Consider the following 26,821-nt stretch of genomic DNA (forward strand, 5'->3'; position numbering starts at 1 on the left):
ATGAACTGGGCGCCGCCCTTTTCAGCCAGCACTTTGGTGATGGCAGCGGTCAGGGTCGTCTTGCCATGGTCAACGTGACCAATGGTACCAATGTTAACATGGGGTTTAGTTCTTTCAAATTTCTCTTTAGCCATTGTACTAATCCTCCTAAAATTGGGGCTTATTCAGCCGTTCCCTTATTTTTGGCAACAATCGCTTCCGCGATGTTCTTAGGAACTTCTTCGTAATGGTCGACTTCCATGGAGTAGTTGCCACGGCCCTGGGTCTTGGAACGAAGGTCCGTTGCATACCCGAACATTTCAGACAGGGGAACGAAAGCGGAAATGATTTGGGCGCCGTTTCTTGCTTCCATGCCTTCGATGCGGCCACGGCGGGAGTTCAGGTCGCCGATAACGTCGCCCATGTATTCTTCAGGGACCGTCACTTCAACTTTCATGTACGGTTCGAGCAGAACAGGGTCAGCTTTGGCGGCACCGGACTTAAAGCCCATGGAACCAGCAATCTTAAATGCCATTTCAGAAGAGTCGACTTCGTGGTAGGAACCGTCGTAAACGGTAACACCGATATCAACCATCGGATAGCCAGCCACAACACCGTTTTCCATGGCTTCTTCAACACCAGCCTGAACAGGTGCAATGTATTCCTTAGGAATGGCACCGCCAACAATCTTGTTTTCAAATTTGAAGCCTTCGCCCGGTTTGAGCGGAGTCAGTTCAAGCCAGCAATGACCATACTGACCTTTACCACCGGACTGACGAACGAATTTACCTTCGCTCTTAACAGCCTTGCGGATGGTTTCACGATAGGCAACCTGGGGATTGCCTACAGTGCAGTCAACGTGGAATTCTCTCTTCAGACGGTCGACGATGATATCAAGGTGGAGTTCACCCATACCGGAGATGATGGTCTGGGAAGATTCGGGATCCGTGCGGACACGGAAGGTCGGGTCTTCTTCAGCAAGTTTGCCAAGGGCAATGCCCATCTTTTCCTGGTCGGCCTTGGTCTTCGGTTCGATGGCTACAGAAATAACCGGTTCAGGGAAGACCATGGATTCGAGAATGACCGGAGCCTTTTCATCGCAGAGCGTATCGCCCGTGCCCGTATCTTTCAGGCCAACGGCAGCTGCGATATCACCAGCATAGACTTCTTCGATTTCCGTTCTATGGTTGGAGTGCATGCGCAGGATACGGCCGATACGTTCTCTCTTGCCTTTGGAAGAGTTGTAGACGTAGGAGCCAGCCGTCAGTTTACCGGAGTAGACACGGAAGAAAGCCAGGCGGCCAACATAGGGGTCGGTTGCGATCTTGAAGGCAAGGGCAGCAAAGGGAGCATCATCGCTGGAAGGACGAGTTGTTTCTTCGCCCGTTTCAGGATCCACGCCCTTGATGTCAGCCACATCGGTCGGAGCCGGCATGTAAGCAATGATGGCATCCAGAAGGGGCTGCACGCCTTTGTTCTTATAGGAAGAACCGCAGGTGACAGGGAACATCTTGCAGGCACAGGTCATCTTACGGATGGTGGCATTGATTTCATCTTCCGTAAGGTCTTCGCCTTCAAGGTATTTTTCCATCAGGTCGTCGTCGCCTTCAGCAACGGCTTCCAAGAGGTTCTGGCGCCATTTCTGGGCTTCTTCAACGTATTCTTCAGGAATCGGCTCGAATTCTTCGTCTTTGCCAAGGTCATCGCCATAGACGATAGCCTGCATCTTGACGAGGTCGATGAGGCCGACGAACTGATCTTCAGCACCCATCGGAATCTGGATAGGCACAGCATTTGCGCCGAGACGATCTTTCATCATCTGGACAGCGTTGAAGAAGTCAGCGCCCGTCGTATCCATCTTGTTCATGTACGCGATACGCGGTACATTGTATTCTTCTGCCTGACGCCATACGGTTTCGGACTGGGGTTCAACACCGCCCTTGGCACTGAATACGGCAACGGAGCCGTCGAGTACACGCAGGGAACGTTCAACTTCAACCGTGAAGTCAACGTGGCCCGGGGTATCAATGATGTTGATGGAATGTCCTTTCCAGGTACAGGTCGTTGCAGCAGAAGTAATCGTGATCCCACGTTCCTGTTCCTGAACCATCCAGTCCATGGTAGCGGCGCCGTCGTGGACTTCGCCGATCTTATGGGTCTTACCGGTATAGAACAGGATACGTTCCGTGGTGGTCGTTTTACCGGCATCAATGTGTGCCATGATGCCGATATTTCTGATTTTATCTAAGGGAAACTCTCTGCCCACAGATTACTCCTCCTTGTAATGATTGGTTGTAAAGATTACCAACGATAATGTGCAAACGCTCTGTTGGCTTCGGCCATCTTGTGCGTATCTTCACGCTTTTTGACGGAAGCACCGGTGTTGTTGGCAGCGTCCATCAGTTCGCCGGCAACACGTTCGTACATCGTCTTTTCACCACGCAGGCGGGAATAGTTGACGAGCCAGCGAATCCCCAGAGTGGTCTTGCGGTCAGCGCGGACTTCAACAGGAACCTGGTAGTTGGCACCGCCGACGCGGCGAGCTTTAACTTCCAGCGTAGGCATGACGTTCTTCATGGCAGCGTCGAAAACTTCCATGGGGTCTTTGCCCGTTTTGGAATGGATCAGATCAAATGCATCATAGACAATGCGTTCAGCGACACCTTTTTTGCCGTCGAGCATAATCTTGTTGATGAATCTGGTTAATAATTTGGAACCATATACTGGATCCGGTAATACGTCTCTTTTCGTTACAGGACCTTTTCTCGGCATCTGTAATTCCTCCTTCGTTATGAATCATTCACGCATTGTGCTTATTTCTTAGCTGCTTTCGGGCGTTTAGCGCCGTATTTGGAACGAGCCTGTGCGCGATCAGCAACACCGGCAGTATCCAATGCGCCACGAATGATATGATAACGAACACCAGGAAGGTCCTTGACTCTTCCGCCTCTGATGAGGACTACGCTGTGCTCCTGCAGGTTATGGCCAATACCAGGAATGTAAGCAGTAACTTCGATACCATTGGTCAAGCGGACACGAGCAACCTTACGAAGAGCAGAGTTAGGTTTCTTCGGAGTGGTGGTGTACACTCTCGTGCAGACACCGCGTTTTTGCGGTGAATTTTTCAATGCTGGCGCCGTGGATTTTTGAGTAACAACTTGTCTACCTTTACGAATCAACTGATTGATTGTAGGCATTCCGGCACCTCCTTTCTCAAGAATAAGATTTAATGTATTAAAATCTCCCAAGCGGAAGATTTTACCGAGTTTCAAGAACAGCCGCCACGGCTGCTCCCACGTGGATCCCACAGGCCTTGCCCAATTCCTGCATGGTCGGGACCGTTTCCACAGGAACCTGATGAATCCCGCACAAGGCCCTGACGGGGCCTGTGATGTGATCGCTGGCATCCATCGCCACGATGACGCCGCGGGCAGTTTCCTTGACGAGGGCCTTCTGGGTCTGTTTTACTCCCACCACAGTCGGAGCGCCGTTTTTTACTTCTTCCAAAAACATTGCGCACCTCCGTCAAGACATAGTTTCTCCTGTGACACCATGCTATTCTAGCATTCCTCGCGTACCCTGTCAAGAAAATTTTGGGCGCTGTACGCCTTATTTTATGCCATTCTTTGTTTACACGGTTCCTAGTGTGTCATATATCCCCACCGCGGACTGGAAAGAAGGGCAAAGAAAGGGTTTTTCTGTGCATTTTTGGGGATTTTTAGGTAAGAATGAAAGAAAAATGTTACGCTTCCTTATTAATGTTTTGAATATATTTCATCTTATTTATTTAAAACTTTCATTAACTATTTTAAAAAAAGACGGGGAAAGAAAGGATTCGCTCATTTCTTCCTCCGCTTCTCTTTTTATGCTTTGCTGCCCGCAGCCCTTTGATAAGGCGTAGCTGGCTCCGATTTTTTAGAGATAGCAGCCTGCCAGGCCGCCTTCCCAAAAATGCCTTAGGCGATGGTATTGGCAATAAGGGCGACGAAGACGAGGTCTTCCTTTCCCGTGTTCAAGAGACCATGGGTGCCGCCATCAGCGCAGAAGGTCACGTCGCCTGCTTTGACGGTGAATTTTTTGTCTTCGTCCGTATACTCGCCGCTGCCTTGAATCAGATAATACGTTTCATTGTTGCCGACATGCTGATGAATAGGAACGGCACAGCCCGGCTTCAGCGTAACTTGGGCAAACATCTTGACCCCCTTGCCGAGGGTCTCTGGATCCATGATGGCATCACTGATGATGCTTCCCGTCTGGGGGTTTTCCTTTACTGTTCTTGTAAGCGTATGATAGATGGCCATGGGGCATTCCTCCTTTTGGGGATATTATAATCTTTTTTCTGGCGGGGCGCAAAGGGGAAAGCTGTCAAGCTGTTTTCTTCGAGGCCTGTTCTAAAGGGCTGTCACGAGCCTTCAGTTCTGGCTGTCGGGCGAAAAAATGGAAGGAAACTAAGATGCTGTGATGCTAAAAGACTGTAAGGCAAAAGATCGTAAGGCGCCCAATCAAAAAGAGTCCTTCCAAGGAAGGACTCCCGCGGTTTATAAGCAATCGTTTTTTTACAAGCGTTCGGAATGATGATGGACCTTTTTCGACACAAGGCGTTTACTGGTCTTATAAACCTTGGCAAGACCTGAGATAAGGAGAATACCCATGGCGATGGCCGTTGCGTCAAGGGCCGCCGAGACAAAGGTATGCATACCCATGCTGTAGCCGTTTTGCATCGTATAGTTCATGGCCCGATAAAGGGGCAGCCCCGGCACAAGAGGAATGACGCCAGGAATGGAAAAAACAGGCACAGGTTCCTTGTACCAGCGGGCAAAGAGCTCACTGCAGATAGAAAGGGCTACGGTTCCAGCAAAATTGCTGAGCATGGAACTGACGCCAAAACCGCTGAGGAGAATGATGTAGACGCCAAAACCCACAGCGCCGACAAAGCCCGCTTTATAGAGGCAGTGTTTAGGACAGTTGAAGATCTTGCCAAAAGCCACGGTTCCGAAAAAGGAGCAGATGGTCTTGATGACGATGGTCAGGATGACGTTCATGGCAGTCCTCCTTAAAGATAGACGATGCCAAGGAAGGCCGCAATGCCGATGGCAATGCCGCCAACAAGGAAAATGGCCTCGCCGGCCCGGCTCGTTCCGCTCATGAGGTCACCGGCCATGAAGTCCCGGATTCCGTTGGTAAAAGCCATACCGGGCAAATAGGGCATGATTCCGCCGCCAATGGCAAATTCCATAGTGACACCAGGAATGAACAGATGACACATATAGGTGACAAAACAGATGATGACGCCTGCCATAGTCGTTTCCCAAAAACTGCTGGGGCGGAAGGGCCGCACGAGGCAGATGAAGGCCATAGAAAGGAAGGAGCCCAAGAAGGCTGCCACAAAATCCCAGAAATTGCCACCAATGACGCCGGCAAAAAAGCCGCCGGCAAAACCGGACCAAACCATGCTGTAGAGTGCGGTCGGTGACGGGCGGGCACTCAATTCATCAAGCATGGCCATGGTTTCGGCAAAGGAATGGTCCCACGTGGGCATATGATAGGAAATGTTGTTCACTTCGCTGATGAGGGTGAGATCCGTCCCCCGCCGCGTAACGCGGGAGACCATACTGGTCCCGTCCACGGTTTCGTCGCCCACCATGATCCATGACGGCGTGCTGACGGCAGCAATCTGCATATCCCTGAGGGCGCAGATGCGCGTCATCGTATCTTCCACACGATAGGTTTCGGCGCCGCTTGTCAGGAGCAGTTTCCCGCACGTGAGGGAAATCTTGAGGACCTCTTCCTTAGTCATACTGGCAATGGTGCTTTCCATGTTACCTCCAAAAATACCTATTCAGATTCAAACAAGGCGTCCACAGCGCTGCGAAAGCGCGTGGCCCCACCCATGGAAGGATGAGGAACCGCGTCGCAGGCTACGCCATACTTCTGGAGCGTGTCCGCACTTTTTCGGCCAATGGCAATGACGCGCATCCCCGGCACAAGGGCAAGGATCATACGAGCAAAGTCAATGCCTTCGTCAAGCTCTTTTGGCGTCGGCGTGCGGTTTGTCAGGATGCCCGATGGTTTATAGGGATGGAAGGGATAAATATTCCACAAAATCGTCTGGAAAGGGGCCAGTTCTTGGGCCGCAAGTTCCCCCCACATGACGGTCGCCGTCGGTTCATTGAAGCCTTTTTCCCGCTGCATGCGGTTTAACAGGGGCGACTCGGGATTGCTTGTCCTTTGGCAAGGGTAATCCTCGCCAAGAACCACATGGGGCCGCACGTTAGGGTGATGACCCAAAAGGATGCGCTCACTCGTCATGGCCATGCCTGAAAAGTGCCCGCCTTGATAACCCAGTCCTTCGGCAATAAAAAGAAAGCGTGCCTTTTGGCGGAGCGTCAAATAGCGCTTCAGATTGGCTGCCCGGATGAGGGGTGCCTGGGGCCCAATGTCACACTGGGGATCGTAATCGGCCCATGGGTTGAAGGCCGTATCGCTGTGATAGCCCTGCAGGGCTTTTATGAAACTGTCAATGGATAATGCTGTCATTCAAGGGCCTCCATAAGAGCTTCCCATTTTTCCATGAAGCCATCAATGAGCTGTTGCTCCTTTTCGTATTCCGCGGCAAGGGCCGCACTTTTTTCAAGGTCCATCTGGTTTTCAGGATCGGCAATCTGCTGACTTAGGACCTTTTGCAGAGCCTCGTGTTCACGGATTTTCAGTTCTACTTCAGGCAGGAGTTTTTCCGCCTCAGCCGGCGTATAGATCCGCTGGTTTTTGGATTTTTCCTCATGGGGGCGGTGCTTTGATCCATCAGGTTTTACCGGTTCTTCCTTCGGCGCTCGATGAGAGGATTCCGGAAGCGGCGCTTCCCGCTGTTGGCGTTTGTCCCGTTCTTCCAGATAGAAGTCGTAATTGCCGTTATAATTCGTGAGGTGCCCCTTTTCAACAGCCCAGATGCGGCCTGCCACTTCATTAACGAGATAGCGGTCGTGAGTGACGAGAAGAACCGTCCCGTCAAAGGTCTCAAGGGCGGCTTCGACGGCTTCTTTGGCCATGATATCAAGATGGTTCGTCGGTTCGTCAAGAACGAGGCAATTGGCCCCGTCAAGAACCAGTTTCAAGAGGACCAGACGAGCTTTCTGACCGCCGGAAAGGCTCCCGATGGTTTTATAGACGTCTTCCCCGCGAAAGAGCATACTGCCCAATAGACGGCGCGTCTGTTCGTCCGTCATGCCATACTCCGTAAGGAAGTTGTCAAGAATGGTCTGCTGGGAATCAAGGCGCTCATAGCTTTGGGAAAAGTAGCCAATCTTCACGCGGTTTCCAATCTTTGCTTCGCCGTGAAGGGGCGGGATTTCCTGAAGGATGGTTTTTAGGAGGGTTGACTTGCCGCTCCCATTGGGCCCGATGATGGCCACCTTTTCCCCGCGGCGCAGGACCAGGTCAATGTCGCTTAAAAGGGCGTTTCCTTCATAGCCAACGGAAAGGTGTTCCAACATGATGACCTTTTCCGCGGATTCAGCGGCATGGGGCAGACGCAGCGTAAAAGATTCTTCCTTTACGGGTGCGTCAATGCGTTCCATCCGGTCCAGCTGGGACTGACGTCCCCGAGCCATCTTGCTTTTGATGCCGGCCTTGTAGCGCCGGATATACTCTTCCGTGCGTCGGATGGTTTCCTGCTGCGCTTCATAAGCCCGGGTCTGGGAGAGAACCTGGAGCTCTTTTTGCTCCACATAGCGGGAATAGTTTCCTTTATAGCGGTGCAGGGTCCCCCCTTCCATTTCAAGGATGCCTTCCACAACGGCATCAAGGAAGGCCCGATCATGAGAGATGATGAGGACACCACCGCGGAACTCACGAAGATATTTTTCCAGCCATTCACTCATGACAATATCCAGGTGGTTCGTCGGTTCGTCGAGGATGAGCAGATCCGGCGAATTGACAAGAGCCGCCGCCAGCTGAAGGCGCGTTTTCTGTCCGCCCGAAAGGGCCAGGGCGTTGTGCTCCCAGGTGGATTCTGGATAGCCCAGTCCCATCAGGACCCGCTTGATGTTATTTTCGTAGTGATAACCGTCCAAGTGGGCATAGCGGGTTTCCACCCGACCATAACGGTCCAGGACATCCTTTAGGGCATCACCTGTCTTTTCGCCGCTTTCCCGCTCAAGTTCCTTCATCGTTTCCCGGAGGGAAAGAATATCCGGGCAGGAACGGAGCATGAACTCCCAGATGGTTTCGTCTTCGATATTGTCAAACCCCTGTTCCACATAGCCAACGCGAATTTCCCCTGCATATTGGACGGTTCCCTTATCGGCAAAGGAGGGATCCATGAGGCAGCGCAGGAGCGTCGTCTTGCCGCTGCCGTTGACACCGACAAGGCCTAGCTTTTCCCCTTGGCGAATGGTAAAGCTCACCTTGTCAAAGATATCATGAGCGCCAAAGCTTTTGGCGAGATGATCGACGGTTACCAGGATATCCATAAGGCTCAGCGATATCCATTGGGGTGGCCGCTATGCCAGCGCCATGCCGTCTCCACAATTTCCTTGACGCTGCTGTGTTCGGGCTTCCAATGGAGTTCCTTTGCAATTTTTTCGCTGGAGGCAATGAGCCGCGCAGGATCGCCAGCACGGCGTTTTTCTTCCTTTACCATGAAGTCACGGCCCGTTACTTCCTTGACGGCATTGATGATTTCCCGGACAGAAAGTCCCGTCTTGGTTCCCAGATTATAGACCCGACTTGCACCGCCCTTGACAAGATGGTTCAGGGCAAGGATATGAGCGGAGGCCAGGTCCTTCACATGGATGTAGTCCCTGAGGCACGTGCCGTCAGGGGTGTCGTAGTCCGTACCAAAGATGGAAATAGCATCGCGCTTACCCAGAGCGGCTTGGATGGTCAGGGGAATGAGATGGGTTTCCGGATTATGGTCTTCCCCGATATTTCCCAAAAGGGACGCGCCAGCAGCATTGAAGTAGCGCAGGGCTACATAATGAAGGCCGTAGGCCATGCTGTAGTCACGCAGCATGTTTTCAATCATGAGTTTTGTCCGGCCATAGAAATTCGTTGGATGAAGGGGCATGTCTTCCGTAATAGGAACCTGGTCCGGTTCCCCGTAAACGGCCGCCGTCGACGAAAAGACGATATACTCGACGCCGCTTTCCCGCATGGCGTCAAGAAGACCCAAAGTACCAGCCACATTGTTATAGTAATATTTTCCCGGATCGACCATGGACTCGCCGACCTGGGAACTTGCAGCAAAGTGCAGGACGGCATCGATTTCATATTGGCCCATGATATGCTTCAAGAAGGTGAAATCGTGAAGGTCCCCTTGGATAAGCTGTACCGTTTCGGGAACCGCTTCGGCATGACCGGTACTGAAATTATCATAAACAATCGGTGTATAACCAGATTTGATGAGATCATCAATGACATGGGAACCGATGTAACCGGCCCCGCCCGTAACAAGAACGTTCATACTGCTGCCTCCTTATGCTTTCTCGCCCTGGATAAGGTCCAGAAGTTCACGGGTCTTTTGTTCGAGAAGTTCCCGATCTCCTCTTGTTTCAACATTGAGACGCACCACAGGTTCCGTATTGGATTTACGAAGGTTGAAGCGCCATTCATCATAGACGACGCTAAGCCCGTCCATACGGTCCTGGATGCCGGATTTAAAGCGCGTCGACAGGGATTCCATGATGGCATCGGCATTCCCCACTTTGCGGTTGATTTCTCCGCTGCAGGGATATTCGCGGATGCGAGCGTCCACCATTTCAGCAAGACTAAGGCCTGATGTCGACATGAGAGAAATGACAAGAAGCCAAGGAATCATCCCGCTGTCGCAGTAGGAAAAATCGGCGAAATAGTGATGGGCACTCATTTCTCCGCCATAAAGAACATGTTCCCGACGCATACATTCCTTGATGAAGGCATGACCGCTCTTGCAGCGGACAGGATAGCCCCCTTCACGGGCAATGATGTCCTCTGTATTCCAGATCAAGCGCGGGTCAAAGAGGATCTTGGCACCGGGATGCTTCTTGAGGAAGTAAGAGGCAAAAAGACCGACAAGATAATACCCTTCGATGAAGCGTCCATTTTCATCAAAGAAGAAGCAGCGGTCAAAATCCCCGTCCCAGGCAATGCCAAGATCGGCCCCTTCCCGGCGGACAGCGTCGCTGGTGGCATCACGGTTTTCAACAAGGAGCGGATTAGGAACTCCATTGGGGAAATGTCCGTCCGGCGTGTCATTAAGATACGTAAAGTGACAGGGCAGGTGTTTTGCCAGTTCCTTTACAATGGGACCGGCTCCGCCATTTCCGGGGTTAGCCACGATGTTTAGGGGAGCAATCTCTTTAGTGTCGATATAGCTAAGGAGATGATCCACATAACTTGGGACAATGTCCACCTGCTCATAGCTTCCCTGCCGTGCGGCTTTGGGATATTTTGTTTCAAAATCAGGATCTGTGACCATGGCCGCAAGGTCCTTTAATCCCGTGTCTCCCGAAATGGGCCGGGACTCGCTGCGGACAAGCTTCATCCCGTTATATTCGGCAGGATTATGGCTTGCTGTAATCATCATGCCGCCATCAGCCTTAAGATGGGCAACCGCAAAATAAATCATTTCCGTACCGCACTGACCAAGATCGATGACATGTGTCCCCATGTCACGCATCCCACGTACAGCGGCGTCGCGCAGGCTGGGCCCGCTCAGACGGATGTCGTGACCTATGACAAGGGTCTTTGCCTTGAGGTAAAAGGCAAGACTGCGGCCCAAGGCGTAAGCAAGTTCCTCATTGACATCGCTGGGAACGACGCCGCGGATATCATAGGCTTTGAAACCTTTTGTACTGATCATAGAATTCTTCCTTTCTTATATCTGATAGGGCATTTCTTCCGCAGGCATCAAATCTTTGGCCCGGGCATAAACCGCCCGCAGGGCCGAAGTATTGATGATGGGAACATTCCCGTTCTTGATGATGATATCGGTCCGGGCCAGTTCACGCAGGACAAATCCTAAGGTAACGCCAAAATTGAGACGATCCTTCTGTTCGAGCGTAAACTGATCGTAATCGTTGTTTTTCTTGATGAGGGCCGTAAAAAAATCAAGCTGTTCATCATGTTCCTTTTTGAGCGGCTTCATATAGCCCAGGACATGGGTCACAACATGAAAAAGGCGATCAGCCCGCGCCGTCGCGTCAGCAAGACGGACCGATTCCTTATCCGTCAATTCCTTGTAGCGGCGGGCCGCCCGTTTGGAAACCTTGCGTTCCCGCTTTCTGCCATGACGGTCCTTGAAATAACCACGGGGCATGACTTTGGGAAAATCCATGACGGCGCACAGGACCTGCTCTTCGTCAAGGACGCCGCATTCTGACGTATAAAGGGGCTGCTCCATGATTTGTTCGAGAATGAGGCGCGACTCCCCTTCGGCCAGGGCCGTCTGGCTGTAATCACTGGCCGCCCCGCCTTGAAGGGCAACAATAGTCAGCATCCCTGTCCCTTCAATATCAAGATGATCCGTATGGATTCGTTTTACGACGTCTGCCACCTTCCGCAGCTTGCGCACATCCTGGGGCAGCATGTGGAGGTTCTTGTGGCTCTTATAGGTATAATGACCGGGGAGGTTGATGAGCTTATCCAGCGTGTCAAACATCGCGGTATACTTGGACCACGTAGATAACTTCAAACGGCCCAATTCCTCGATGAGGGGAACGAGCCTTTCCATTTGTTTATAGAATTTATAGCGTTCTTCGTTATAACGCTCCGTTGCATTGCGCACGACGGTTTCAGGACTGTTCAGGTTCATGTAGAGCTTCATGCCCGCTGCTCCGATTCCGGCAGCAGCCCAAAGAGCAAGAGGTATCGGCATAGATATCGTCCATCCTTTCCTCAAGGGGGACACAGGGCGGATAACCGGGCTGGTCTCACGATGATACTCATAGAATTATATCTTTTAAATGGGTTTGTCGCAAGGGTAGAGGTCTGTAGTTTTACTCGGCGCGGAAATCGCGCCGATTCGATGCGGCTACGTGTCGTCATTGGCTTTAAAAAGATTGATCTGATGCCGATGATGACATGCCCCGTCGCAAGAAGGTACGTACCACAATCTCATTTTTAAGACGCCCAAAAAAATGCCTTCGGCGGATGGGCCACTTCTTGGAATTTTTTCGGTTTTTAAAGGAAACATGATTCGCCTGAAGCCCATATCGGCCCATCTGCGTAGTCAAAAAGACGGAACATGATACGGCTGATCCTCTATAGCCATCTTCCGCATTGACTCGAAAACGATACCCCGCCTTTGACAGCCGCACCAGTATAAATCCATTGCAGCTGCGGAGGTAAAGGAACCGTTTTCGTGTACGACGGGGCCGATAATATAATTTATTAGCACTCATGTTGTGTGGGAAATATCCATACGGTTATCCAATTCGGATTTCCCGATTTCGGTGGTGGATGAGAAACCGCAGCGACGTTTCCTTGCAAGCAGCTAGCAAGGCAAATATGCCCGAGTCCCAAGCCCGCATTGGGGCAAAGCACAAGGGCGCAGGGCCATGTTTCCGGGCGAATGGATTCGGTCCCTCCCCCTTTAAAGAAGGAACGGTTTAGGGTCGGCTGTACAGTCTTTTGATGGATTCAAATTCCAAAGACAAAAGATTCGGCTGCACCGATTTTAGTGGCAGAACAGCAGTGCGGCCCTGCATCACAGCATCACACCACCTGAACATCATAATCCCCCACTCCCAAGCCATACAAAAAGAGGCTGTGAGAAATGATGTACTCATTTCTCACAGCCTCTCGGCGTTCTTATTTTACATCTTTTAGTTTCATACGATTATTCGTGATTTCATTTGCTACATCTTTTGTCATATCCCGGATGAGTTTTTCCAAGTTCTTTTCCTTACTCGTACGCACGTCGGTCATACGGTAGACCGGTGCCTCTCCTTTGGTGACAAGGAAGGAAAGGGAGACAAGGGATTCCACCGGTTCCCGTTTGTCCTTGATGGCTTCCTGAGCCGCTTCTCCTTCGAGGGGCACAGTCCCTGCAAAATTGACAACGACCTGCATGGTCAGGGTCTTTCTCAGGTAACGGTCGGGCAGCATGACTGGATTGTTATAAAGCGTCACCCCTTCATCCTTCAAGGATTTCTGGAGCCCAAGATAGGTGAGGCGGACCGCATCCTCATCGCGTCTGAATTGGGGGTTATTCTTAACAAATTCCCCATCAGTCTTTTCGAGACTTTTTAGATAGACAACCTTGGTCTTATTGAAAGGAACGCCGCTTGCTTTGGCGCCGCTGCGCTCAGCACTTGCCGTAAAAGGAACGGCAAGGAGCGTCATAAGAAGCGTGACAAGGGTGAGTAATTTTTTCATGGAAATCCTCCTTGGCGATTCATCAAATTCCTTCTTATTATACAACGGAACCCCTACTCTGTGAACTCATTTACGACGAGTTCACAAAGGTTTTTCCCAAAAAATCCCAATAAACGTAAAAATGCTGGGAAGAAGGGGTCCTTCCCAGCAGTCAAGGCTTACGCCTTTACCACGTCAATTTTACCGTTTTTCAAGACGACTTTCAGATGATCGCCGCTTACAATGTCTCCTTGGACAATCTTCTGGCTGACGATGGTTTCCACACTATGAACGATGAGGCGCTTTAACGGACGAGCGCCAAAGGCAGGATCGAAGCCTTCCTTGGCAAGGGCATCGACAGCTTCATCAGTGGCCTCAAGGGTGAGTTCCATCTGACTTTGCAGGCGTTTGCCCAGCTGACCCAGAATGAGGCGGACAATGCTGCGGATCTGATCCTCGCCGAGCGGTTTGAAGACAACAATGTCATCCACACGGTTCAGGAATTCCGGACGGAAGAACTTCATCAGCATACTGCGCACTTCTTCATGGCTGATTTCACCTTTATGTTCCATGATTTCATGGGATCCAAGGTTGCTCGTCATGATGATGAGGGTATTCTTGAAGTCGATGACACGGCCCTGGCCATCAGTCAGGCGGCCATCATCAAGGACCTGGAGGAGCACGTTGAAGACGTCGGCATGAGCTTTTTCGATTTCATCAAAAAGGATAACCGAATAAGGATGACGGCGCACGGCTTCCGTGAGCTGACCCCCTTCTTCATAGCCTACATATCCCGGAGGCGCACCAATCAAGCGGCTTACGGTATGCTTTTCCATATATTCACTCATATCGATGCGGATGATGCTCTTTTCATCGTTGAAGAGCACTTCGGCAAGGCTCTTGGCAAGTTCCGTCTTGCCGACGCCCGTTGGGCCCAGGAAGATAAAGGAACCAATGGGCTTATTGGGATCCTTGATACCAGCACGAGCGCGGATAACGGCTTCGGAGACAGCCTTCACAGCTTCATCCTGACCGATGACCCGCTGATGGAGGATTTCATCCAGGTGAGCCAGTTTCTTCTTTTCGCCTTCCATAAGGCGGCTCACAGGGATCCCCGTCCAGGTGCTGACGACTTTGGCGATATCGTCTTCGTCGACTTCTTCCTTGAGAAGACGGTCTTCTGCATGCTCTTCTTTTTCCAGTTCCTGGAGCTGTTTCTGCAGTTCCGGCAGACGGCCATACTTGAGTTCGGCAAGCTTGTTGAGATCATAGTCGTGCTCGGCCGTTTCCATGTCCTTCTTCACCTGGTCAATGGCTTTTTTGACCTGGCGAACCTTGGCAATGCCAGCCTTTTCTTCCTGCCAGCGAGCTGTCATCTTATCGTTCTTTGCTTTCATCTCTTTCAGTTCCTCACGGATCTTTTCGAGACGGTCAGCCGACTGCTTATCTTCTTCTTTGGAAAGGGCCTGTTCCTCAATCTGGAGCTGAAGCATACGGCGGCGGCTTTCATCCAGTTCCGTCGGCATGGAATCAATTTCCGTACGCAGACGGGCTGCCGCTTCATCGACGAGGTCGATAGCCTTATCCGGCAGGAAGCGTTCACTGATATAGCGGTTTGAAAGCGCAGCCGCAGCTACAAGGGCAGAATCCTTGATGCGGACCCCATGATGGACTTCGTACCGTTCCTTCAAGCCACGCAGGATGGAAACCGTATCCTCGACACTTGGTTCCTTGACAAGGACAGGCTGGAACCGGCGTTCCAAGGCACTGTCTTTTTCAATATACTTTCGATACTCATTAAGGGTCGTGGCCCCAATACAGCGGAGTTCACCGCGGGCCAGCATCGGTTTCAGGATATTTCCGGCATCCATGGACCCTTCGGAGGCACCGGCTCCAACGACGGTATGGAGTTCATCGATGAACATGATGATCTGTCCAGCCGAATCGGCAACAATCTTGAGGACTTTCTTCAAGCGTTCTTCAAATTCACCGCGGTACTTGGCCCCAGCAACAAGGGACGCAAGATCCAGGGCATAGAGGGTCTTGTTCTTTAAGGATTCAGGCACGTCGCCTGCCACGATCCGGCGGGCAAGGCCTTCTACAATAGCCGTCTTGCCAACACCCGGTTCCCCAATGAGGACAGGGTTGTTCTTTTTCCGACGAGACAGGATCTCAACGGTACGGCGGATCTCATCGTCACGACCAATGACCGGATCAAGGGCTCCCTTGCGGGCCTTAGCCGTCAGATCCTGCCCATATTTTTCCAAGGTCTTGCGGTTTTCGTCACTGTCCTTGCCGCCTTCATAGCGGTCGACGAGACCACGGATGGCCGAACGGGTAATGCCGTACTTGCGGCAGAGGGAAACCACATCGCTATCGCCATCTTCACAGAGGGCAGCCAGCAGATGGGCTCCGGTAATCTTATTTTGGCCGGCTGCTTTTTCCGCGAGGGCAAAGACCCTTGCCATCCCCGTGGACATACTAAGCTGGTCCGTTCCCTTCACAGACGGGACGGCCTTCACCAAATGGTCAAGGTCACGACTGAAGTCGTTTTCCTCGATATGAAGGCTCTTTAAGACATAATGGAGGAAACTATCAGGTTCGCTCATCATGGCTGACAGGAGATGGACGGTTCCCACCTCTTGGTTATAGTTCATGACAGCTTGCTGCTGACTGGCTTCCAATAAACTTTTGACTTCTTCACTGAAACGTTCTGACTGCATCATAAACACCTCCGCATGCTGCCTAAAATTTTTATTCTATGGATAAGGGCCCAAGGGCCACGAAAATGGGGAAATACCCCTGTTACCAATCCCCCAAAGGGGAAGGCGTGCAAAACGCCTTTATGTAATCTTCCTGATAGGAAGGAAAAACAAGGCTGCTGTCGAAAAAGGATGATAGGAACTTTGCTTTTTTTGCTGCCTAGTTAAGGAGGCTTTTATGAATTCATCCATTATCCTTTACCACCTTTTCGACGTCGCCGATGAAATCGACCTCAATGTCGTGGAAGCCATCTGGACCAGCCGGAACAAGATTGCATCCCGTCTGCGATTTGAAAAGAGTGCACCAAACTCCATCAGTTTTCAGAATCCCCCGGTCCTTGTTGAATTGGGAACCCATGATATGGAATTTGCCGGGGACCAATACACAGCGGTCATCAAGGCCCGCATCTTTGACATTGGCGTCGTCAGTCTTATCTTTCATTTGGAAGTCCCGGAAGACATTTCCTATGAAAAATACCAAAACCTGACCATTGCCGTCGACTCCTTGCCAGAAAACGTGGTCCGCGAATACATCGATGCCATCACGGATACGATCCGGCCGGCGTGCACGAAGATGCGCATTTCCGACTTTGATGAGGATTTTGTCGTCTACTATTTCAAGGACAAGCTCCCCGATTGGGACCTGGCGGCCCTTATCATGAAGGACAAGACGCCGCTTAGCGAAGAAACGAGGAAGGATGCCCTCGTAAACCGCTTCTCCTACAGCAAGGACGATGTCATCTACCTGACGTGGGATACAGCGATTATGCTGGATCGGACGGGAAGCACGGACCTGCCGGACCTCCTTGAATTTGCCAATGCCCAGTTCCTCGAACTGCGCTACTACGATGATGCCCTCCGGAAAGCCATCGACAGCACATACGACGAAATCGACAAAGCAACCGAACCCGGATCCCGCGGTAAGGCCAAGACCTTCCGCAAGGTCCGCAATGAGCTCATGGAAGTCATGGCCGACATGAGCGTCCTTACGAGCAATGTTGATAACGCCCTCCAAGTCACAGAGGATGTCTTCAACGCCCGCGTCTACGCCCGGTACATGTATCTTTTGCGGGCTGACGTATGGCGGGAAAATATCAACACCAAACTAAAGGTGCTCCAGCGCTGCTACGAACTGCTCAATACGGAAGTCCTGATGGACCGCTTCTCAAAGAAACTGCATCTCATCATCGGACTTCTGGCCGTTCTTGCGGCAGCCGCTGCCATGTGGGCCCTGCCAGAGGCCATCATAAAGCTCATCACGATCTTGACTTGGGTTACATCGCCCCATCCCTTCTAAGAAAACAGGATCTTTCAAAGGAAAAGACCCAGGAAGTCATTTCGCACTTCCTGGGTTTATTGTACTCACCAAAAGTCAAAATGTCAAATACTTTTTTGATTTTTTGACTTTTATTTTTTTGCCCGTGGAAGTTCCCGCTAAAAATAGCTTTCTTCCTCATGGGATTTGGTGTAGACCTTCGCAAGGCACTGCCAAAGCAGCGCGGCAATCCGTCCCTCTTCAAGATCTTCTTCCAGATAGGCAGCGTCATCCGTTTCAAAATGGGCTGCCGCTTCCCGAAGGCGCGCCGCCTCGTCCCCGCCCAAGGCCTTTTCTTCCCAAAAATCGGCAAAAAGGATCAGGCGGTCAGCAATAGGTGCTTTCTTTCCAGTGCCGTTAAAGAAACCACCTAGGTCATGAAGGATTTCCCTAAGGAAACGCGCAGCATCTGCAAAGGTCTTGGGCACTTTAACAGCATCGTCGCAGGACTCTTGGGGTGTCTTTCCTGCAAGAAGGAAAAGGCCTCGTTCGAGCTTACTCCGGTCTTCCGGATAGAGGGGGATTTCACCTGCAAGATGGCTGACAAGCTCAAAAAGGGCAGCAGGGTCCCCTTCTTTGAGTTCAAATTCCACCTCCCTAAGGGATTGGGAACGGTCGCCGCTTTCTATGATGCCTTCATCAAGGGAGAGCTCGACACGGCTTTTTCCTGCCGCAAGGTCCATGGCGTGGCGCGCAAAAGTGATCGTCACGGTTGGAACAAGTGATTCCCCATGAAGCAGGTCCTTCAGGCGCCTCGTCACTTCGGGAGGAAAACCTTCCGTCACAGGCGTTTCGTCCTTTAGGGGCACGGTATATTCACCGCGGACAGAAAAGCCTCCTGTGGATGTACCTTTTGTTTTGATGGTCGCTTCATAAGCGCTGCCATTGGTGACACGCACGCGGTAGGCCATGCGTTCCCGGTTCAGGGCACCATCTTTTGTATCATAATATATATTTTTGAGGCTAAGACGCTTTTCCGTTACCGGAAGAGCGGTTTTCGTGACGGTCCTAGCGGCAAAGAGCCTGTGGCATCCCGCCTGGGTCGTCAGGAGCTTCATTTCGATTTCCTTTCCCATTTCAGTTCCTTTCCTTAGGCGTGATCCGAATCTTTTGAAAGGGTTTCAGAAACAGGGGCTTTCCAGACAGCATCATAAATCTTCTCCAAGACGGAACCTGGTTCAATGGTCACCCACTCCTCTTTTTCCGCGCGCCACCGCTCCTTGATCTCATGATCCTTCGTTACAGAAAGCTTCATAATGGGCGCCATACGGCGATCCTTCGTAAAAAGGCCGAGGGTAAGCGCATACGAACCATCGGGCTGGGTCTTGCGGAAGCCTGCCACGCGGCCCTCACCGCGCTTCATGATGGTCGCTGTATCAAGATCCCAGCGGGTGCCGCCCTGTTCCGTGACAACAGCCTGCCACTCGGGATCAGGCAAATCTCCTTCCTGAGCAAGGGCGGGCATGCCTATAAGAAGCAAGCCAGCCATCAGGAAGGAAATAACAGTCTTTTTCATAGGAATCCTCCTTTCATTTTCTCTTTCAGTATAGCGAAGGCCTTCCGGCCTTGCAAGCACCATTGACAGCTTTTGTTATAATGAAAACGTAAGAATGATAAGAAAGAAGGTACATTCCCATGAATGAACACATTGAACCTTTTTCCTATGCTGAAGCCTTGATGAAGGCCCTCCCCAAAGGCGTTCTCCTTTCAACCGAAAAAAAAGGCGCCATGAACACGATGGTCATCGGCTGGGGCGCCCTAGGCACCAACTGGGGAAAGCCCGTCCTCACGGTCTATGTACGGGAAAGCCGCTTGACCCGGGACTATCTCGATGCGTCAGGAGAATTTACGGTGAATGTCCCCCTGGGCGCCGTTGATCCTGAAATCATCAAGGTCTGCGGATCAAAGTCGGGGCGTGACCTTGATAAAATCAAGACCCTCAGCCTGACGGTACAGCAGGGCGAAACTGTCAAGGCACCGGCATTCAAGGAACTGCCCCTAACCTTTGAATGCAAGGTTCTCTTCCGCCAGGTCGAAGCCCTGGAAAACCTGGCTCAACAGGAAGGCAAATGGTATCCAGCAGATCAAAACGGCAACAAAGACCGTCATATCCAGTACATCGCGGAAATCACGAGTGCCTATATCGTGAAATAAGGTGCAGCGGGAACACATGATGTGTCCCCGCCTTTGTTTTTTTAGGGACTATCTGGTATAATAATACTGTTATGCGGTTGTAGCTCAGATGGATAGAGCATCTGCCTCCTAAGCAGAGGGTCGCGCGTTCGACTCGCGCCAATCGCACCAATTGTATAACGTAGGGAACGTCCAACAAGGGCGTTCTTTTTTATATGGGGCTTCCTGTGAACGTACCCCTATAGGGACGGGAAACTGCTTGTGGAATCGATTGTCCCTTGTTTTTGCATTCTCCATCAAAAAAACGGTGGGAAGACTCCACCCTAAGCCGAGCCCTATATCTGCCTTCGGCTGCGGCCTTTCCATACCGTTTCAGGGCCCGCAAAACGATGCTTTGCAGCAAGGCCCTGGAAAAATGGCAGCAAACGAAAAAGGCGTCAACTTGAAAATAAACGCAAGTTGACGCCTTTCTTCTATGTCAGGGACACGGCTCCCAGTTCATTTTTTCCTTAAAAACTTGCTTTGAGAATGGCTTTGACTTCATCCTTGGTCAGGACTTTATAACCGCCCTTCAAAATAAAGGTCGCATCAGCAATGCCGTCAATCATCGCTTCCGTGGCGCCCACTTCGCCAAGCTTCAAGGCGACACCAATTTCCTTCATCCACGCCTCCATAGCGGCAAGCCCCTCTTTGGCAATGGTTTCATCCGACTTGCCGTCGGGGCAGATCTGCCACACGTTCACAGCAAAACGTTTGAACTTACTGAGGCCATAGGGCAGGAGGAAACGGTAATAGGCAAGAGAAACGGCTGAAAGGGTCATGCCATGAGTAGCGTCCGTATAGGCACCGACAGCCTGTCCCAGCATATGGACCATCCAGTCCTGGGTCTTTCCCATACCAATGAGCGTATTAAGGGCCCACGTTGCCGTCCACATGAGGTTGCTGCGGGCTTCGTAATCCTTGGGGTTTTGAATGGCAATGCGGGAGGCGGCAATAACAGAACGCATGAGGCCTTCGGCAAGGTAATCAGAGGTATTATCATCATAGCCAGAAAAATACTGTTCGCAGATATGGTTGAACATATCATAGATCCCAGCTACCATCTGCCTCTTTGGGAGGGTAAACGTAAATTCAGGGTTCAGGATGGAAAAACGGGGGAAAACGCGTGCGTCAGCAAAAACGTGCCCTACTTTACGCTTTTCTTCATGGTTTGTAATGACGGAACCAGCGTTCATCTCAGACCCGGTTCCCACCATGGTCAGTATACAGGCAACAGGGACGATCCGGTCTTCCTTTTTCGGTTCTTCAAAACGGACATAGAACTTTTCCCAGGGATCATCATCAGCATAGGCGGAAACGGCAACTCCTTTGGCAAAATCGCAGCAAGATCCGCCGCCAACGGCAAGGATCAGGTCCGCCTTGCTGTCTTTGGCCGCTTTGGCGCCTTCCCGAAGCTTTTCAGCCGTTGGATTCGGCATGACGCCGGGAACTTCCGTAACCACCTTATGGTTCTTTTTTAGGTAGGAGAAAACGGCATCATAGATGCCATTTTTCTTGATGGAACCGCCGCCATAGACCAAAAGGACATTCGGTCCATAAAGGGGCAGTTCACGGTCCAGGTTTTCCAAGGACTGTGAGCCAAAATAGAGCGTTGTTGGATTATGATACATGAATTCTCCAAGCATGGGGATTCCTCCTTTGTTCTAGCATTGATTTTATTGTATCGGATGGGCTGGGCCCTTTCCAATGCTTCTTTTTTATTCTCTTTCATGCCTTTGGCGCATGCATGCAGCCTAGAAAAAGCGTTTCAGCCATTTTACTTTTCTTTCCGTAAACGGGGCATAGCGCAAGGAAATGTCAAAGCGTGTCGTGTTCTTGACGATGCTTTTTTTATGGGAAAAAGCATCAAAGCTTGCCTTTCCATGATAACTTCCCATGCCGCTATTTCCCACCCCGCCAAAGGGTAGGTTTGGGTTTGTCACGTGAAGAAGGGTATCGTTGATGCAGCCGCCGCCAAAAGAAAGATTGGCAATGACCGCTTCTGCAACCGCCTTGTTTTCTGTGAACACATAACAAGCCAAGGGGTTAGGCAGCGTTTTGATGTGCGCTACGGCGTTTTGCATGTCTTTTACAGCAATTATGGGAAGCAAGGGCCCAAAGATTTCATCTTCCATGATGGGATGATCAAAATCCGCCTCAGGCATCAAGGTAGGCGCAATCCTGCGTTTTTCCGCGTTCACAGCACCGCCAATAAGGCTAGATTCTGTTTTCATGAGGCCAATAAGCCGGTCGTAATGCCGCTGATTGATGATGGACGGATAAGCATCACTTTTTTCAGCATGGGGATAGCGCTTTCCAATCTCTTTTGTCATGGCAGCAAGAAGCGCGTCCTTTACACTTTCCTGTACGACAACGTAGTCCACGGCAATGCAGGTTTGACCGGCATTCATGAATTTTCCCCAGACGATGCGCCGTGCCGCAAGATCGATGTTCGCCGAGGCATCGACAAGGCAGGGACTCTTGCCACCCAATTCCAAGATGACGGGCGTCAAATGCTCGCTGGCAGCCTTCATGACGATCCTGCCTGCTGCTGGACTGCCGGTGAAAAAAATCATGTCGTACCTTTCCTGCCAAAGGGTCTCAAAGGGCAAGTCTGCCTCCGGACAATAGATATATTCCGGTGGGAAAAGGTCCGCAAGAAGATCTTTGATGGCACGGCTCGTATGGACACTTTCCGGGGAACACTTCACAATGGCACAGTTTCCTGCCGCAATCGCTCCCACAAGGGGCATCAGCGTAAGATTCAGGGGATAGTTCCAAGGCGCGATGATGAGCACCACGCCATACGGTTCGGTATAAATATGATTCGTCGCGGGAAAGAAAGTCAGGAACGAGCCATCTGCCTTTTTAGGATGGCTCCAAGCCTCGACATTGATCAGGGCTTCCTTGATTTCGCTACGGACCATGCCAACTTCTGTCATATACCCTTCGCCCCGTGATTTACCAAGATCCTTGTGCAGAGCTTCCAAAAGAAGATCTTCCCGTTCATCAAGGGCATCCATCAATTTTTTCAACATAATCTTGCGAAAGGCTATACTTTTTGTTGAATTCGAGTCAAAATAAGACTTTTGCTGAATCACGATGTCATGAAATTCCATGTGCTTTACTCCTCTGAAGCAATGCCGTCAGATTGTGACGGTGCTATGATTTGCTGGGGCAACATAGCAAAAAGTAGGAGATGGTGCCTATCCGGCTTTTTCAGCGAAGGTCGCAGCTTGCTTCAACCTGGGCAACAAGGATTTTTAGGTTCCTAAGGGCGGCCTTGAACGTGAGGTAATAATGATTTTCAACGCCGCAGCTTCTAACACCAATGACTCCTGCTTGTTTGAGGACTTTCAGGTGATGGGAAACCGCCGGTCTTGAAAGGTCAATTCGTTCCGTAATCCCGTTTACGGTCAGCCCTTCCCCAGGAAAATCCGTAAGGATAAGGATGATTTCCTGCCGTTTGGCATCATTGAGAACAGAAAAGATGGGGATACATTTCCGAAACTGTTCCATAATGGCAAGGTCTTTCTCTTTCATGAGCGAGGGCTCCTTTCCGCCTATCCGTTTATTCGTTTAATCACATAAACATAATAGGCTGAAGCCAATTTCTTGTCAACGAAAAAAGAGCCATGCCAAAGGCACGGCTCTATACTCTTTATTAGAATTTGTAGGAAACGCCGACATTGACGCCATGAGTCTTTACGTCCGTATCGCCGCTGAAATCCTTGTACTTACTGTCATTATAGGAAACATTGGCTTCCCAGTTATCCGTAATGGCATAGCCAACACCGACTTCATATTGGGTAATCGTATTGCCAATGCCAAACTTAGCCCACGGCGTGGTCTTGCCAAGGGGCAGACGGCCTGTTGCACCAACTTGGAAGCCATTGGTATTATCCGTATAGCCACGATGATGGGCACGATTGCGGACGTAGCCACCAAAACCGTAAAGATAGGGGTTGAACTGGTAGACCAGATTAACCTGATGACTCTGGACTGAAGCGTTATCATCGCCTTCATGAGAAGCATAGGTATAGTCCAGGCCAAGTCCATCGCTGATGCCTACAGTCGCTCCAACACGATAGCGGGTATCGCCGTCAAAGTCGATTGTATGCCCGTCCCGTTCTCCTTTAAGGGAACTGCCGAGGGTCACATTGGCATCGATCTGTGCACGGCCCGGTGCAATTTCAGCAAGCGGGGAAGCAGCCGCGAGGCTGGCAGGGATCAGGCCTAATACAAGGGCCAGCATGATGTTCTTCTTCATAGGGAAATCCCTCCTTATCCAATGAGTTGACGATTTTATTGACACTTTATTATAACAAAAAAATGGTCTTTTGTGAAGGAAGGGGGGCTGCGGTGTTACAGAAGACCCATCTAAACAAAAAAAGCCTGACCCAAAAAGGATCAGGCGCAATGCAGTCAGCCTAGGGAAAGAGGCTTTTCACCCGTCAGTTTGACGTGGATCAGGGCCACGACCAACCCGAGGAAGGTCGGCACGACCCAGGCCATGCCATCTGCAGAAAAAGGCAGCATGGCGTGGAACGAAAGAATCGTTTTTACAAAACCGGTTTCCTTAATCGCCGGGGAAAGGACGCTTAGGGCATCCCCCAAGGCAGCAAGGATTGTAAAGGCAGCCGGCCATTTATAAAAACGCGTATCATGGTGAAAGAAATACGCCGCATAGGTCGACAGAATGAGGGCAATGGCAAGGGGATAGATGAACATGAGGACGGGAATGGCTAAGCTAATGATCTGGGTAAGGCCCACGTTTGCCACAACAAAGGAAAATCCCGCCATGATATAGCAGTAGGTCCGATAACCCGGTCCTTTGGGAAACAGGGTATGGAAAGCTTCAGAACAACTCGTAATGAGCCCAATCGCCGTCTTGAAACAGGCAAGGGTCACGATGATGGCCTGGAGCAGCTGTCCCAAGGGGCCAAAGTAATAGGCCGCAATTTCCGCAAGGGCAATGCCGCCATTATCAGAAAGGGTCAAAGCCCCCATACTTGAAACACCAAGCCAGGTGATTGCCGTATAGATGACTGTCATGAGGACCGTTACGATCACGCCAACCTTAAAGATATCGCCTGTCATGGCCGTGCGGTCCGTCATGCCCAGACTCTGCAGGGTATTGATGACAACAATGGCAAAAGCAAGGACGGCAAGAACATCCATGGTGTTATAGCCTTCCTTGAACCCCGTAAGATAAGGCTGGGATACATAGGCTCCATGCGGCATCATGGCACTGTAGGAGCCCATGGGATGGATAAGGGCCACAGCCACAAGAAGTGCAAGAAAAAGAAGGAACGCGGGATTCAGGAACTTGCCAATGTAAACAATAAGCTTAGATGGTTTCAGTCCCATAAGAAGTGCAAGGGCCATGAAGACTCCCGTAAAAAGTGCCATAATCAGGGTTTCTGAACCGGGAGGCACAAAAGGAGCCACCCCGATCTGGAAGGATACAGAAGCCGTTCGAGGAAGCGCAAAACATGGACCAATGGTGAGATAGAGCAACACGGTAAAGATCTTGGAAAAGGTGGGATGGATGCGGTTTGCCAGGTCTTCGACGCTTGTGGCGCCAGAAATTCCCAGAGCAATGAGACCAATGAAGGGCATAAAGACACCTGTCGAAATAAAGCCCCAGTTTGCAAGCCAAAAATGGCTCCCGGCAAGCTGTCCCAGATGGACCGGGAAAATCAGGTTCCCTGCACCAAACATCATGCCAAAGAGCATGGATCCCAAAAAGAAATATTGAGCACGGGTCAGTTGTTTCATGAAGTTCTCCTTATGGATCGCAATTGAAAAATCAAGGATAAGCAAAATTGTTAGAGAAAGCGGGGCTGGTTATTTTGCCGTCAGGCCCCCATCGACGGAAAGGATGGCGCCTGTCATAAAGCCATTTAGCGGAGAAAGGACGGCGCAGATCACGTGGGCCACTTCTTCGGGTTCGCCAATGCGTCCCACAGGATAAATGGAGGCCATGCTCTCGACCGTATAGCCCCCTTCTTCCAGCTGTTTTTTTACAAGGGGCGTATTGACATCACCGGGGCAGAGGCAGTTAACGCGGACCCAAGGCGAGAGATCAAGCGCCGCGGAACGGGTAAAGGCGACGACAGCCCCTTTACTTGCAGCATAAACGGCGCAGCCATAATTGCCTTCAAGGGCAGCATCGGATGCAATGTTGAGGATGGAAGGACTGTCGTCACTGAGCAGGGAAAGAACCGCCTTTGTAAGGAAGATTGTACTCTTTACATTTTCATCCATCATCTTACTGTAGGATGCCTCCGTAATATCCTGAAGGGCTTCTTCCTGGTACATGCCGGCACAGTTAACAAGGAAATCCACTTTAGCATTCCCTTCCCCTGCAGCCTCCACTACTTTTTGACAGCCCTCAAGGGTACTTACATCCGCTTCAACGTAGGTGGCCTTACCCTTGCCATCAGAAAGGGCCGTAAGGGCGGCCTTGCCCTTTTCCGCGTCCCGACCCACAATAAAGACATGGGCTCCGTCACGGACAAGCATTTTGGCTGCCGCAAGACCAATCCCGGACGTACCGCCTGTGATGATGCCCCGTTTTTCTTCCATTCCGTATGCGTACACGGCGATTCTCCTTTCCATATCAAAAAAGGCGTTTCACCTAAGTGAAACGCCTTCCGCTTCTTGTTGTTTCCTTCAGATACGATTTATATCTTACAGCTTAACAACGTTTGCAGCTTGTTCACCGCGGTTGCCTTCGACAACGTCGAATTCAACAGCCTGGCCTTCTTCCAGGGTCTTGAAGCCTTCGCCCTGAATTGCGGAGAAATGAACGAATACGTCGCCGCCGTCTTCACGTTCAATAAAGCCATAACCCTTTTCAGCATTAAACCATTTAACTTTGCCAGTCATCTACTTGGCCTCCTAAAAAATATTGCGAAAAACCACACCAAACGTATGTCAAAACTCATTGTCGTAACATTCATTAAGTCCGCTTTTTCTGAGGTTCATTCTATCATACTCCCCACGCTTTTACAAGAAGATTGTCCAGTGATTTTTTCAAAACAGTTCCCGTACTTCCTATGGTTTCCATGGGCATAAGAGCAATAGGGCATAAAAAAAGCTCCTGTTTTCAGAACTTTCGAAACAATTTTCGTCTTGTTTATCTGAGACGCAAACGTCCCTCCTTTCATGATGGAGGTGTCCCTCTGTCTTTAAGAATGTTTTCACTGCGCTGATAGCCTCATAGAAGATTGCCGCTGACGAAAAAGGAACCTGT

General features: G+C 50.8%; 26 protein-coding genes and 1 tRNA gene. 3 read left to right on the forward strand and 24 right to left on the reverse strand.

Going from position 1 to position 26,821, the window contains the following annotated elements; all coding sequences use genetic code 11:
• From H503_RS12245 to clpB, 15 genes are all read right to left on the reverse strand, one after another.
• Window positions 1–134 (reverse strand): GTP-binding protein (locus H503_RS12245; RefSeq protein WP_248604852.1); only part of this gene is annotated, 134 nt, incomplete at its 3' end.
• Between the two features lie 26 nt (window positions 135–160).
• Window positions 161–2,245, reverse strand: a complete 2,085-nt coding sequence (fusA, locus tag H503_RS0106995; RefSeq protein ID WP_009016333.1) for an elongation factor G — start codon at window positions 2,243–2,245, stop codon at window positions 161–163.
• Window positions 2,246–2,280: 35 nt separating this feature from the next.
• Window positions 2,281–2,751, reverse strand: coding sequence for a 30S ribosomal protein S7 (gene rpsG / locus H503_RS0107000; RefSeq protein WP_009016332.1), 471 nt, complete (start codon window positions 2,749–2,751; stop codon window positions 2,281–2,283).
• Between the two features lie 41 nt (window positions 2,752–2,792).
• Complete coding sequence (gene rpsL, locus H503_RS0107005; RefSeq protein ID WP_009016331.1) at window positions 2,793–3,176, reverse strand: 30S ribosomal protein S12; 384 nt, start codon at window positions 3,174–3,176, stop codon at window positions 2,793–2,795.
• 61 nt (window positions 3,177–3,237) lie between these two features.
• Window positions 3,238–3,492 (reverse strand): L7Ae/L30e/S12e/Gadd45 family ribosomal protein, encoded by a 255-nt coding sequence (locus H503_RS0107010; protein ID WP_009016330.1) that lies wholly within the window; start codon window positions 3,490–3,492, stop codon window positions 3,238–3,240.
• A 443-nt stretch (window positions 3,493–3,935) separates the two neighbouring features.
• Window positions 3,936–4,280: a cupin domain-containing protein gene (locus tag H503_RS0107015; RefSeq protein ID WP_009016329.1), complete on the reverse strand. Its 345-nt coding sequence runs from the start codon at window positions 4,278–4,280 to the stop codon at window positions 3,936–3,938.
• Between the two features lie 255 nt (window positions 4,281–4,535).
• Window positions 4,536–5,021 (reverse strand): threonine/serine exporter family protein, encoded by a 486-nt coding sequence (locus H503_RS0107020; protein WP_009016328.1) that lies wholly within the window; start codon window positions 5,019–5,021, stop codon window positions 4,536–4,538.
• A gap of 11 nt (window positions 5,022–5,032) precedes the next feature.
• A complete protein-coding gene (locus H503_RS0107025; RefSeq protein ID WP_009016327.1) occupies window positions 5,033–5,797 on the reverse strand; it encodes a threonine/serine exporter family protein in 765 nt (254 codons plus the stop codon).
• A 17-nt stretch (window positions 5,798–5,814) separates the two neighbouring features.
• A complete protein-coding gene (locus H503_RS0107030) occupies window positions 5,815–6,516 on the reverse strand; it encodes a uracil-DNA glycosylase (RefSeq protein ID WP_009016326.1) in 702 nt (233 codons plus the stop codon).
• Entirely contained in the window at window positions 6,513–8,447 is a 1,935-nt protein-coding gene (locus H503_RS0107035) for an ABC-F family ATP-binding cassette domain-containing protein (protein ID WP_009016325.1), read from the reverse strand. The genes H503_RS0107030 and H503_RS0107035 overlap by 4 nt, the downstream gene beginning before the upstream one ends.
• 5 nt (window positions 8,448–8,452) lie before the next feature.
• Complete coding sequence (gene galE, locus H503_RS0107040) at window positions 8,453–9,439, reverse strand: UDP-glucose 4-epimerase GalE (RefSeq protein WP_022227333.1); 987 nt, start codon at window positions 9,437–9,439, stop codon at window positions 8,453–8,455.
• A 12-nt stretch (window positions 9,440–9,451) separates the two neighbouring features.
• Entirely contained in the window at window positions 9,452–10,816 is a 1,365-nt protein-coding gene (locus H503_RS0107045) for a phosphohexomutase domain-containing protein (protein WP_009016323.1), read from the reverse strand.
• Window positions 10,817–10,831: 15 nt separating this feature from the next.
• Window positions 10,832–11,830 carry a hypothetical protein gene (locus H503_RS0107050; RefSeq protein WP_014129146.1) on the reverse strand — a complete coding sequence of 333 codons (999 nt, stop codon included), beginning with the start codon at window positions 11,828–11,830 and terminating at the stop codon, window positions 10,832–10,834.
• Between the two features lie 935 nt (window positions 11,831–12,765).
• Window positions 12,766–13,332 carry a hypothetical protein gene (locus tag H503_RS0107055; protein WP_009015298.1) on the reverse strand — a complete coding sequence of 189 codons (567 nt, stop codon included), beginning with the start codon at window positions 13,330–13,332 and terminating at the stop codon, window positions 12,766–12,768.
• Between the two features lie 158 nt (window positions 13,333–13,490).
• Entirely contained in the window at window positions 13,491–16,034 is a 2,544-nt protein-coding gene (clpB, locus tag H503_RS0107060; protein ID WP_026385637.1) for an ATP-dependent chaperone ClpB, read from the reverse strand.
• Between the two features lie 217 nt (window positions 16,035–16,251).
• On the opposite strand from clpB, the gene H503_RS0107065 reads away from it, so the two are divergent.
• Window positions 16,252–17,370, forward strand: coding sequence for a hypothetical protein (locus H503_RS0107065; RefSeq protein WP_009015300.1), 1,119 nt, complete (start codon window positions 16,252–16,254; stop codon window positions 17,368–17,370).
• A 137-nt stretch (window positions 17,371–17,507) separates the two neighbouring features.
• Here the strand turns inward: H503_RS0107065 and H503_RS0107070 are convergent, their stop codons facing one another.
• Both H503_RS0107070 and H503_RS0107075 read right to left on the reverse strand, forming a co-directional pair.
• Window positions 17,508–18,464, reverse strand: a complete 957-nt coding sequence (locus H503_RS0107070; protein WP_026385638.1) for a CYTH domain-containing protein — start codon at window positions 18,462–18,464, stop codon at window positions 17,508–17,510.
• A gap of 14 nt (window positions 18,465–18,478) precedes the next feature.
• Window positions 18,479–18,904, reverse strand: a complete 426-nt coding sequence (locus tag H503_RS0107075; protein ID WP_016459945.1) for a hypothetical protein — start codon at window positions 18,902–18,904, stop codon at window positions 18,479–18,481.
• 119 nt (window positions 18,905–19,023) lie between these two features.
• On the opposite strand from H503_RS0107075, the gene H503_RS0107080 reads away from it, so the two are divergent.
• Complete coding sequence (locus tag H503_RS0107080; RefSeq protein WP_009015303.1) at window positions 19,024–19,542, forward strand: flavin reductase family protein; 519 nt, start codon at window positions 19,024–19,026, stop codon at window positions 19,540–19,542.
• A 73-nt stretch (window positions 19,543–19,615) separates the two neighbouring features.
• Window positions 19,616–19,692: transfer RNA gene (locus H503_RS0107085), tRNA-Arg, on the forward strand.
• A 338-nt stretch (window positions 19,693–20,030) separates the two neighbouring features.
• On the opposite strand, the gene H503_RS0107090 is transcribed toward H503_RS0107085, so the two are convergent.
• From H503_RS0107090 to H503_RS0107120, 7 genes are all read right to left on the reverse strand, one after another.
• Window positions 20,031–21,206: an iron-containing alcohol dehydrogenase gene (locus H503_RS0107090; protein ID WP_026385639.1), complete on the reverse strand. Its 1,176-nt coding sequence runs from the start codon at window positions 21,204–21,206 to the stop codon at window positions 20,031–20,033.
• 108 nt (window positions 21,207–21,314) lie between these two features.
• Window positions 21,315–22,679 carry an aldehyde dehydrogenase gene (locus H503_RS0107095; RefSeq protein WP_014129152.1) on the reverse strand — a complete coding sequence of 455 codons (1,365 nt, stop codon included), beginning with the start codon at window positions 22,677–22,679 and terminating at the stop codon, window positions 21,315–21,317.
• A gap of 100 nt (window positions 22,680–22,779) precedes the next feature.
• The gene (locus H503_RS0107100; RefSeq protein ID WP_014129153.1) at window positions 22,780–23,103 is read right to left on the reverse strand and encodes an ArsR/SmtB family transcription factor; all 324 of its coding nucleotides are present in this window, start codon (window positions 23,101–23,103) and stop codon (window positions 22,780–22,782) included.
• A gap of 121 nt (window positions 23,104–23,224) precedes the next feature.
• On the reverse strand, window positions 23,225–23,830 hold the full coding sequence (locus H503_RS0107105; RefSeq protein ID WP_014129154.1) for an outer membrane beta-barrel protein: 606 nt from the start codon (window positions 23,828–23,830) through the stop codon (window positions 23,225–23,227).
• Between the two features lie 155 nt (window positions 23,831–23,985).
• Entirely contained in the window at window positions 23,986–25,341 is a 1,356-nt protein-coding gene (gene brnQ / locus H503_RS0107110) for a branched-chain amino acid transport system II carrier protein (RefSeq protein ID WP_009015308.1), read from the reverse strand.
• A gap of 69 nt (window positions 25,342–25,410) precedes the next feature.
• Entirely contained in the window at window positions 25,411–26,166 is a 756-nt protein-coding gene (locus H503_RS0107115) for an SDR family NAD(P)-dependent oxidoreductase (RefSeq protein ID WP_009015309.1), read from the reverse strand.
• Between the two features lie 90 nt (window positions 26,167–26,256).
• A complete protein-coding gene (locus tag H503_RS0107120) occupies window positions 26,257–26,454 on the reverse strand; it encodes a cold shock domain-containing protein (RefSeq protein WP_009015310.1) in 198 nt (65 codons plus the stop codon).
• Window positions 26,455–26,821 lie beyond the last annotated feature (367 nt).

The organism is Acidaminococcus intestini DSM 21505 (assembly GCF_000425045.1).
GTDB classification, from domain to species: domain Bacteria; phylum Bacillota; class Negativicutes; order Acidaminococcales; family Acidaminococcaceae; genus Acidaminococcus; species Acidaminococcus intestini.

Excerpts from the sequence above, each read along its gene's own strand:
- rpsG (WP_009016332.1), bottom strand. The coding sequence starts at position 2,751 with ATGCCGAGAAAAGGTCCTGTAACGAAAAGAGACGTATTACCGGATCCA.
- rpsL (WP_009016331.1), bottom strand. The coding sequence starts at position 3,176 with ATGCCTACAATCAATCAGTTGATTCGTAAAGGTAGACAAGTTGTTACT.
- H503_RS0107010 (WP_009016330.1), bottom strand. The coding sequence starts at position 3,492 with ATGTTTTTGGAAGAAGTAAAAAACGGCGCTCCGACTGTGGTGGGAGTA.
- H503_RS0107015 (WP_009016329.1), bottom strand. The coding sequence starts at position 4,280 with ATGGCCATCTATCATACGCTTACAAGAACAGTAAAGGAAAACCCCCAG.
- H503_RS0107020 (WP_009016328.1), bottom strand. The coding sequence starts at position 5,021 with ATGAACGTCATCCTGACCATCGTCATCAAGACCATCTGCTCCTTTTTC.
- H503_RS0107025 (WP_009016327.1), bottom strand. The coding sequence starts at position 5,797 with ATGGAAAGCACCATTGCCAGTATGACTAAGGAAGAGGTCCTCAAGATT.
- H503_RS0107030 (WP_009016326.1), bottom strand. The coding sequence starts at position 6,516 with ATGACAGCATTATCCATTGACAGTTTCATAAAAGCCCTGCAGGGCTAT.
- H503_RS0107035 (WP_009016325.1), bottom strand. The coding sequence starts at position 8,447 with ATGGATATCCTGGTAACCGTCGATCATCTCGCCAAAAGCTTTGGCGCT.
- galE (WP_022227333.1), bottom strand. The coding sequence starts at position 9,439 with ATGAACGTTCTTGTTACGGGCGGGGCCGGTTACATCGGTTCCCATGTC.
- H503_RS0107045 (WP_009016323.1), bottom strand. The coding sequence starts at position 10,816 with ATGATCAGTACAAAAGGTTTCAAAGCCTATGATATCCGCGGCGTCGTT.
- H503_RS0107050 (WP_014129146.1), bottom strand. The coding sequence starts at position 11,830 with ATGCCGATACCTCTTGCTCTTTGGGCTGCTGCCGGAATCGGAGCAGCG.
- H503_RS0107055 (WP_009015298.1), bottom strand. The coding sequence starts at position 13,332 with ATGAAAAAATTACTCACCCTTGTCACGCTTCTTATGACGCTCCTTGCC.
- clpB (WP_026385637.1), bottom strand. The coding sequence starts at position 16,034 with ATGCAGTCAGAACGTTTCAGTGAAGAAGTCAAAAGTTTATTGGAAGCC.
- H503_RS0107065 (WP_009015300.1), top strand. The coding sequence starts at position 16,252 with ATGAATTCATCCATTATCCTTTACCACCTTTTCGACGTCGCCGATGAA.
- H503_RS0107070 (WP_026385638.1), bottom strand. The coding sequence starts at position 18,464 with ATGGGAAAGGAAATCGAAATGAAGCTCCTGACGACCCAGGCGGGATGC.
- H503_RS0107075 (WP_016459945.1), bottom strand. The coding sequence starts at position 18,904 with ATGAAAAAGACTGTTATTTCCTTCCTGATGGCTGGCTTGCTTCTTATA.
- H503_RS0107080 (WP_009015303.1), top strand. The coding sequence starts at position 19,024 with ATGAATGAACACATTGAACCTTTTTCCTATGCTGAAGCCTTGATGAAG.
- H503_RS0107090 (WP_026385639.1), bottom strand. The coding sequence starts at position 21,206 with ATGCTTGGAGAATTCATGTATCATAATCCAACAACGCTCTATTTTGGC.
- H503_RS0107095 (WP_014129152.1), bottom strand. The coding sequence starts at position 22,679 with ATGGAATTTCATGACATCGTGATTCAGCAAAAGTCTTATTTTGACTCG.
- H503_RS0107100 (WP_014129153.1), bottom strand. The coding sequence starts at position 23,103 with ATGAAAGAGAAAGACCTTGCCATTATGGAACAGTTTCGGAAATGTATC.
- H503_RS0107105 (WP_014129154.1), bottom strand. The coding sequence starts at position 23,830 with ATGAAGAAGAACATCATGCTGGCCCTTGTATTAGGCCTGATCCCTGCC.
- brnQ (WP_009015308.1), bottom strand. The coding sequence starts at position 25,341 with ATGAAACAACTGACCCGTGCTCAATATTTCTTTTTGGGATCCATGCTC.
- H503_RS0107120 (WP_009015310.1), bottom strand. The coding sequence starts at position 26,454 with ATGACTGGCAAAGTTAAATGGTTTAATGCTGAAAAGGGTTATGGCTTT.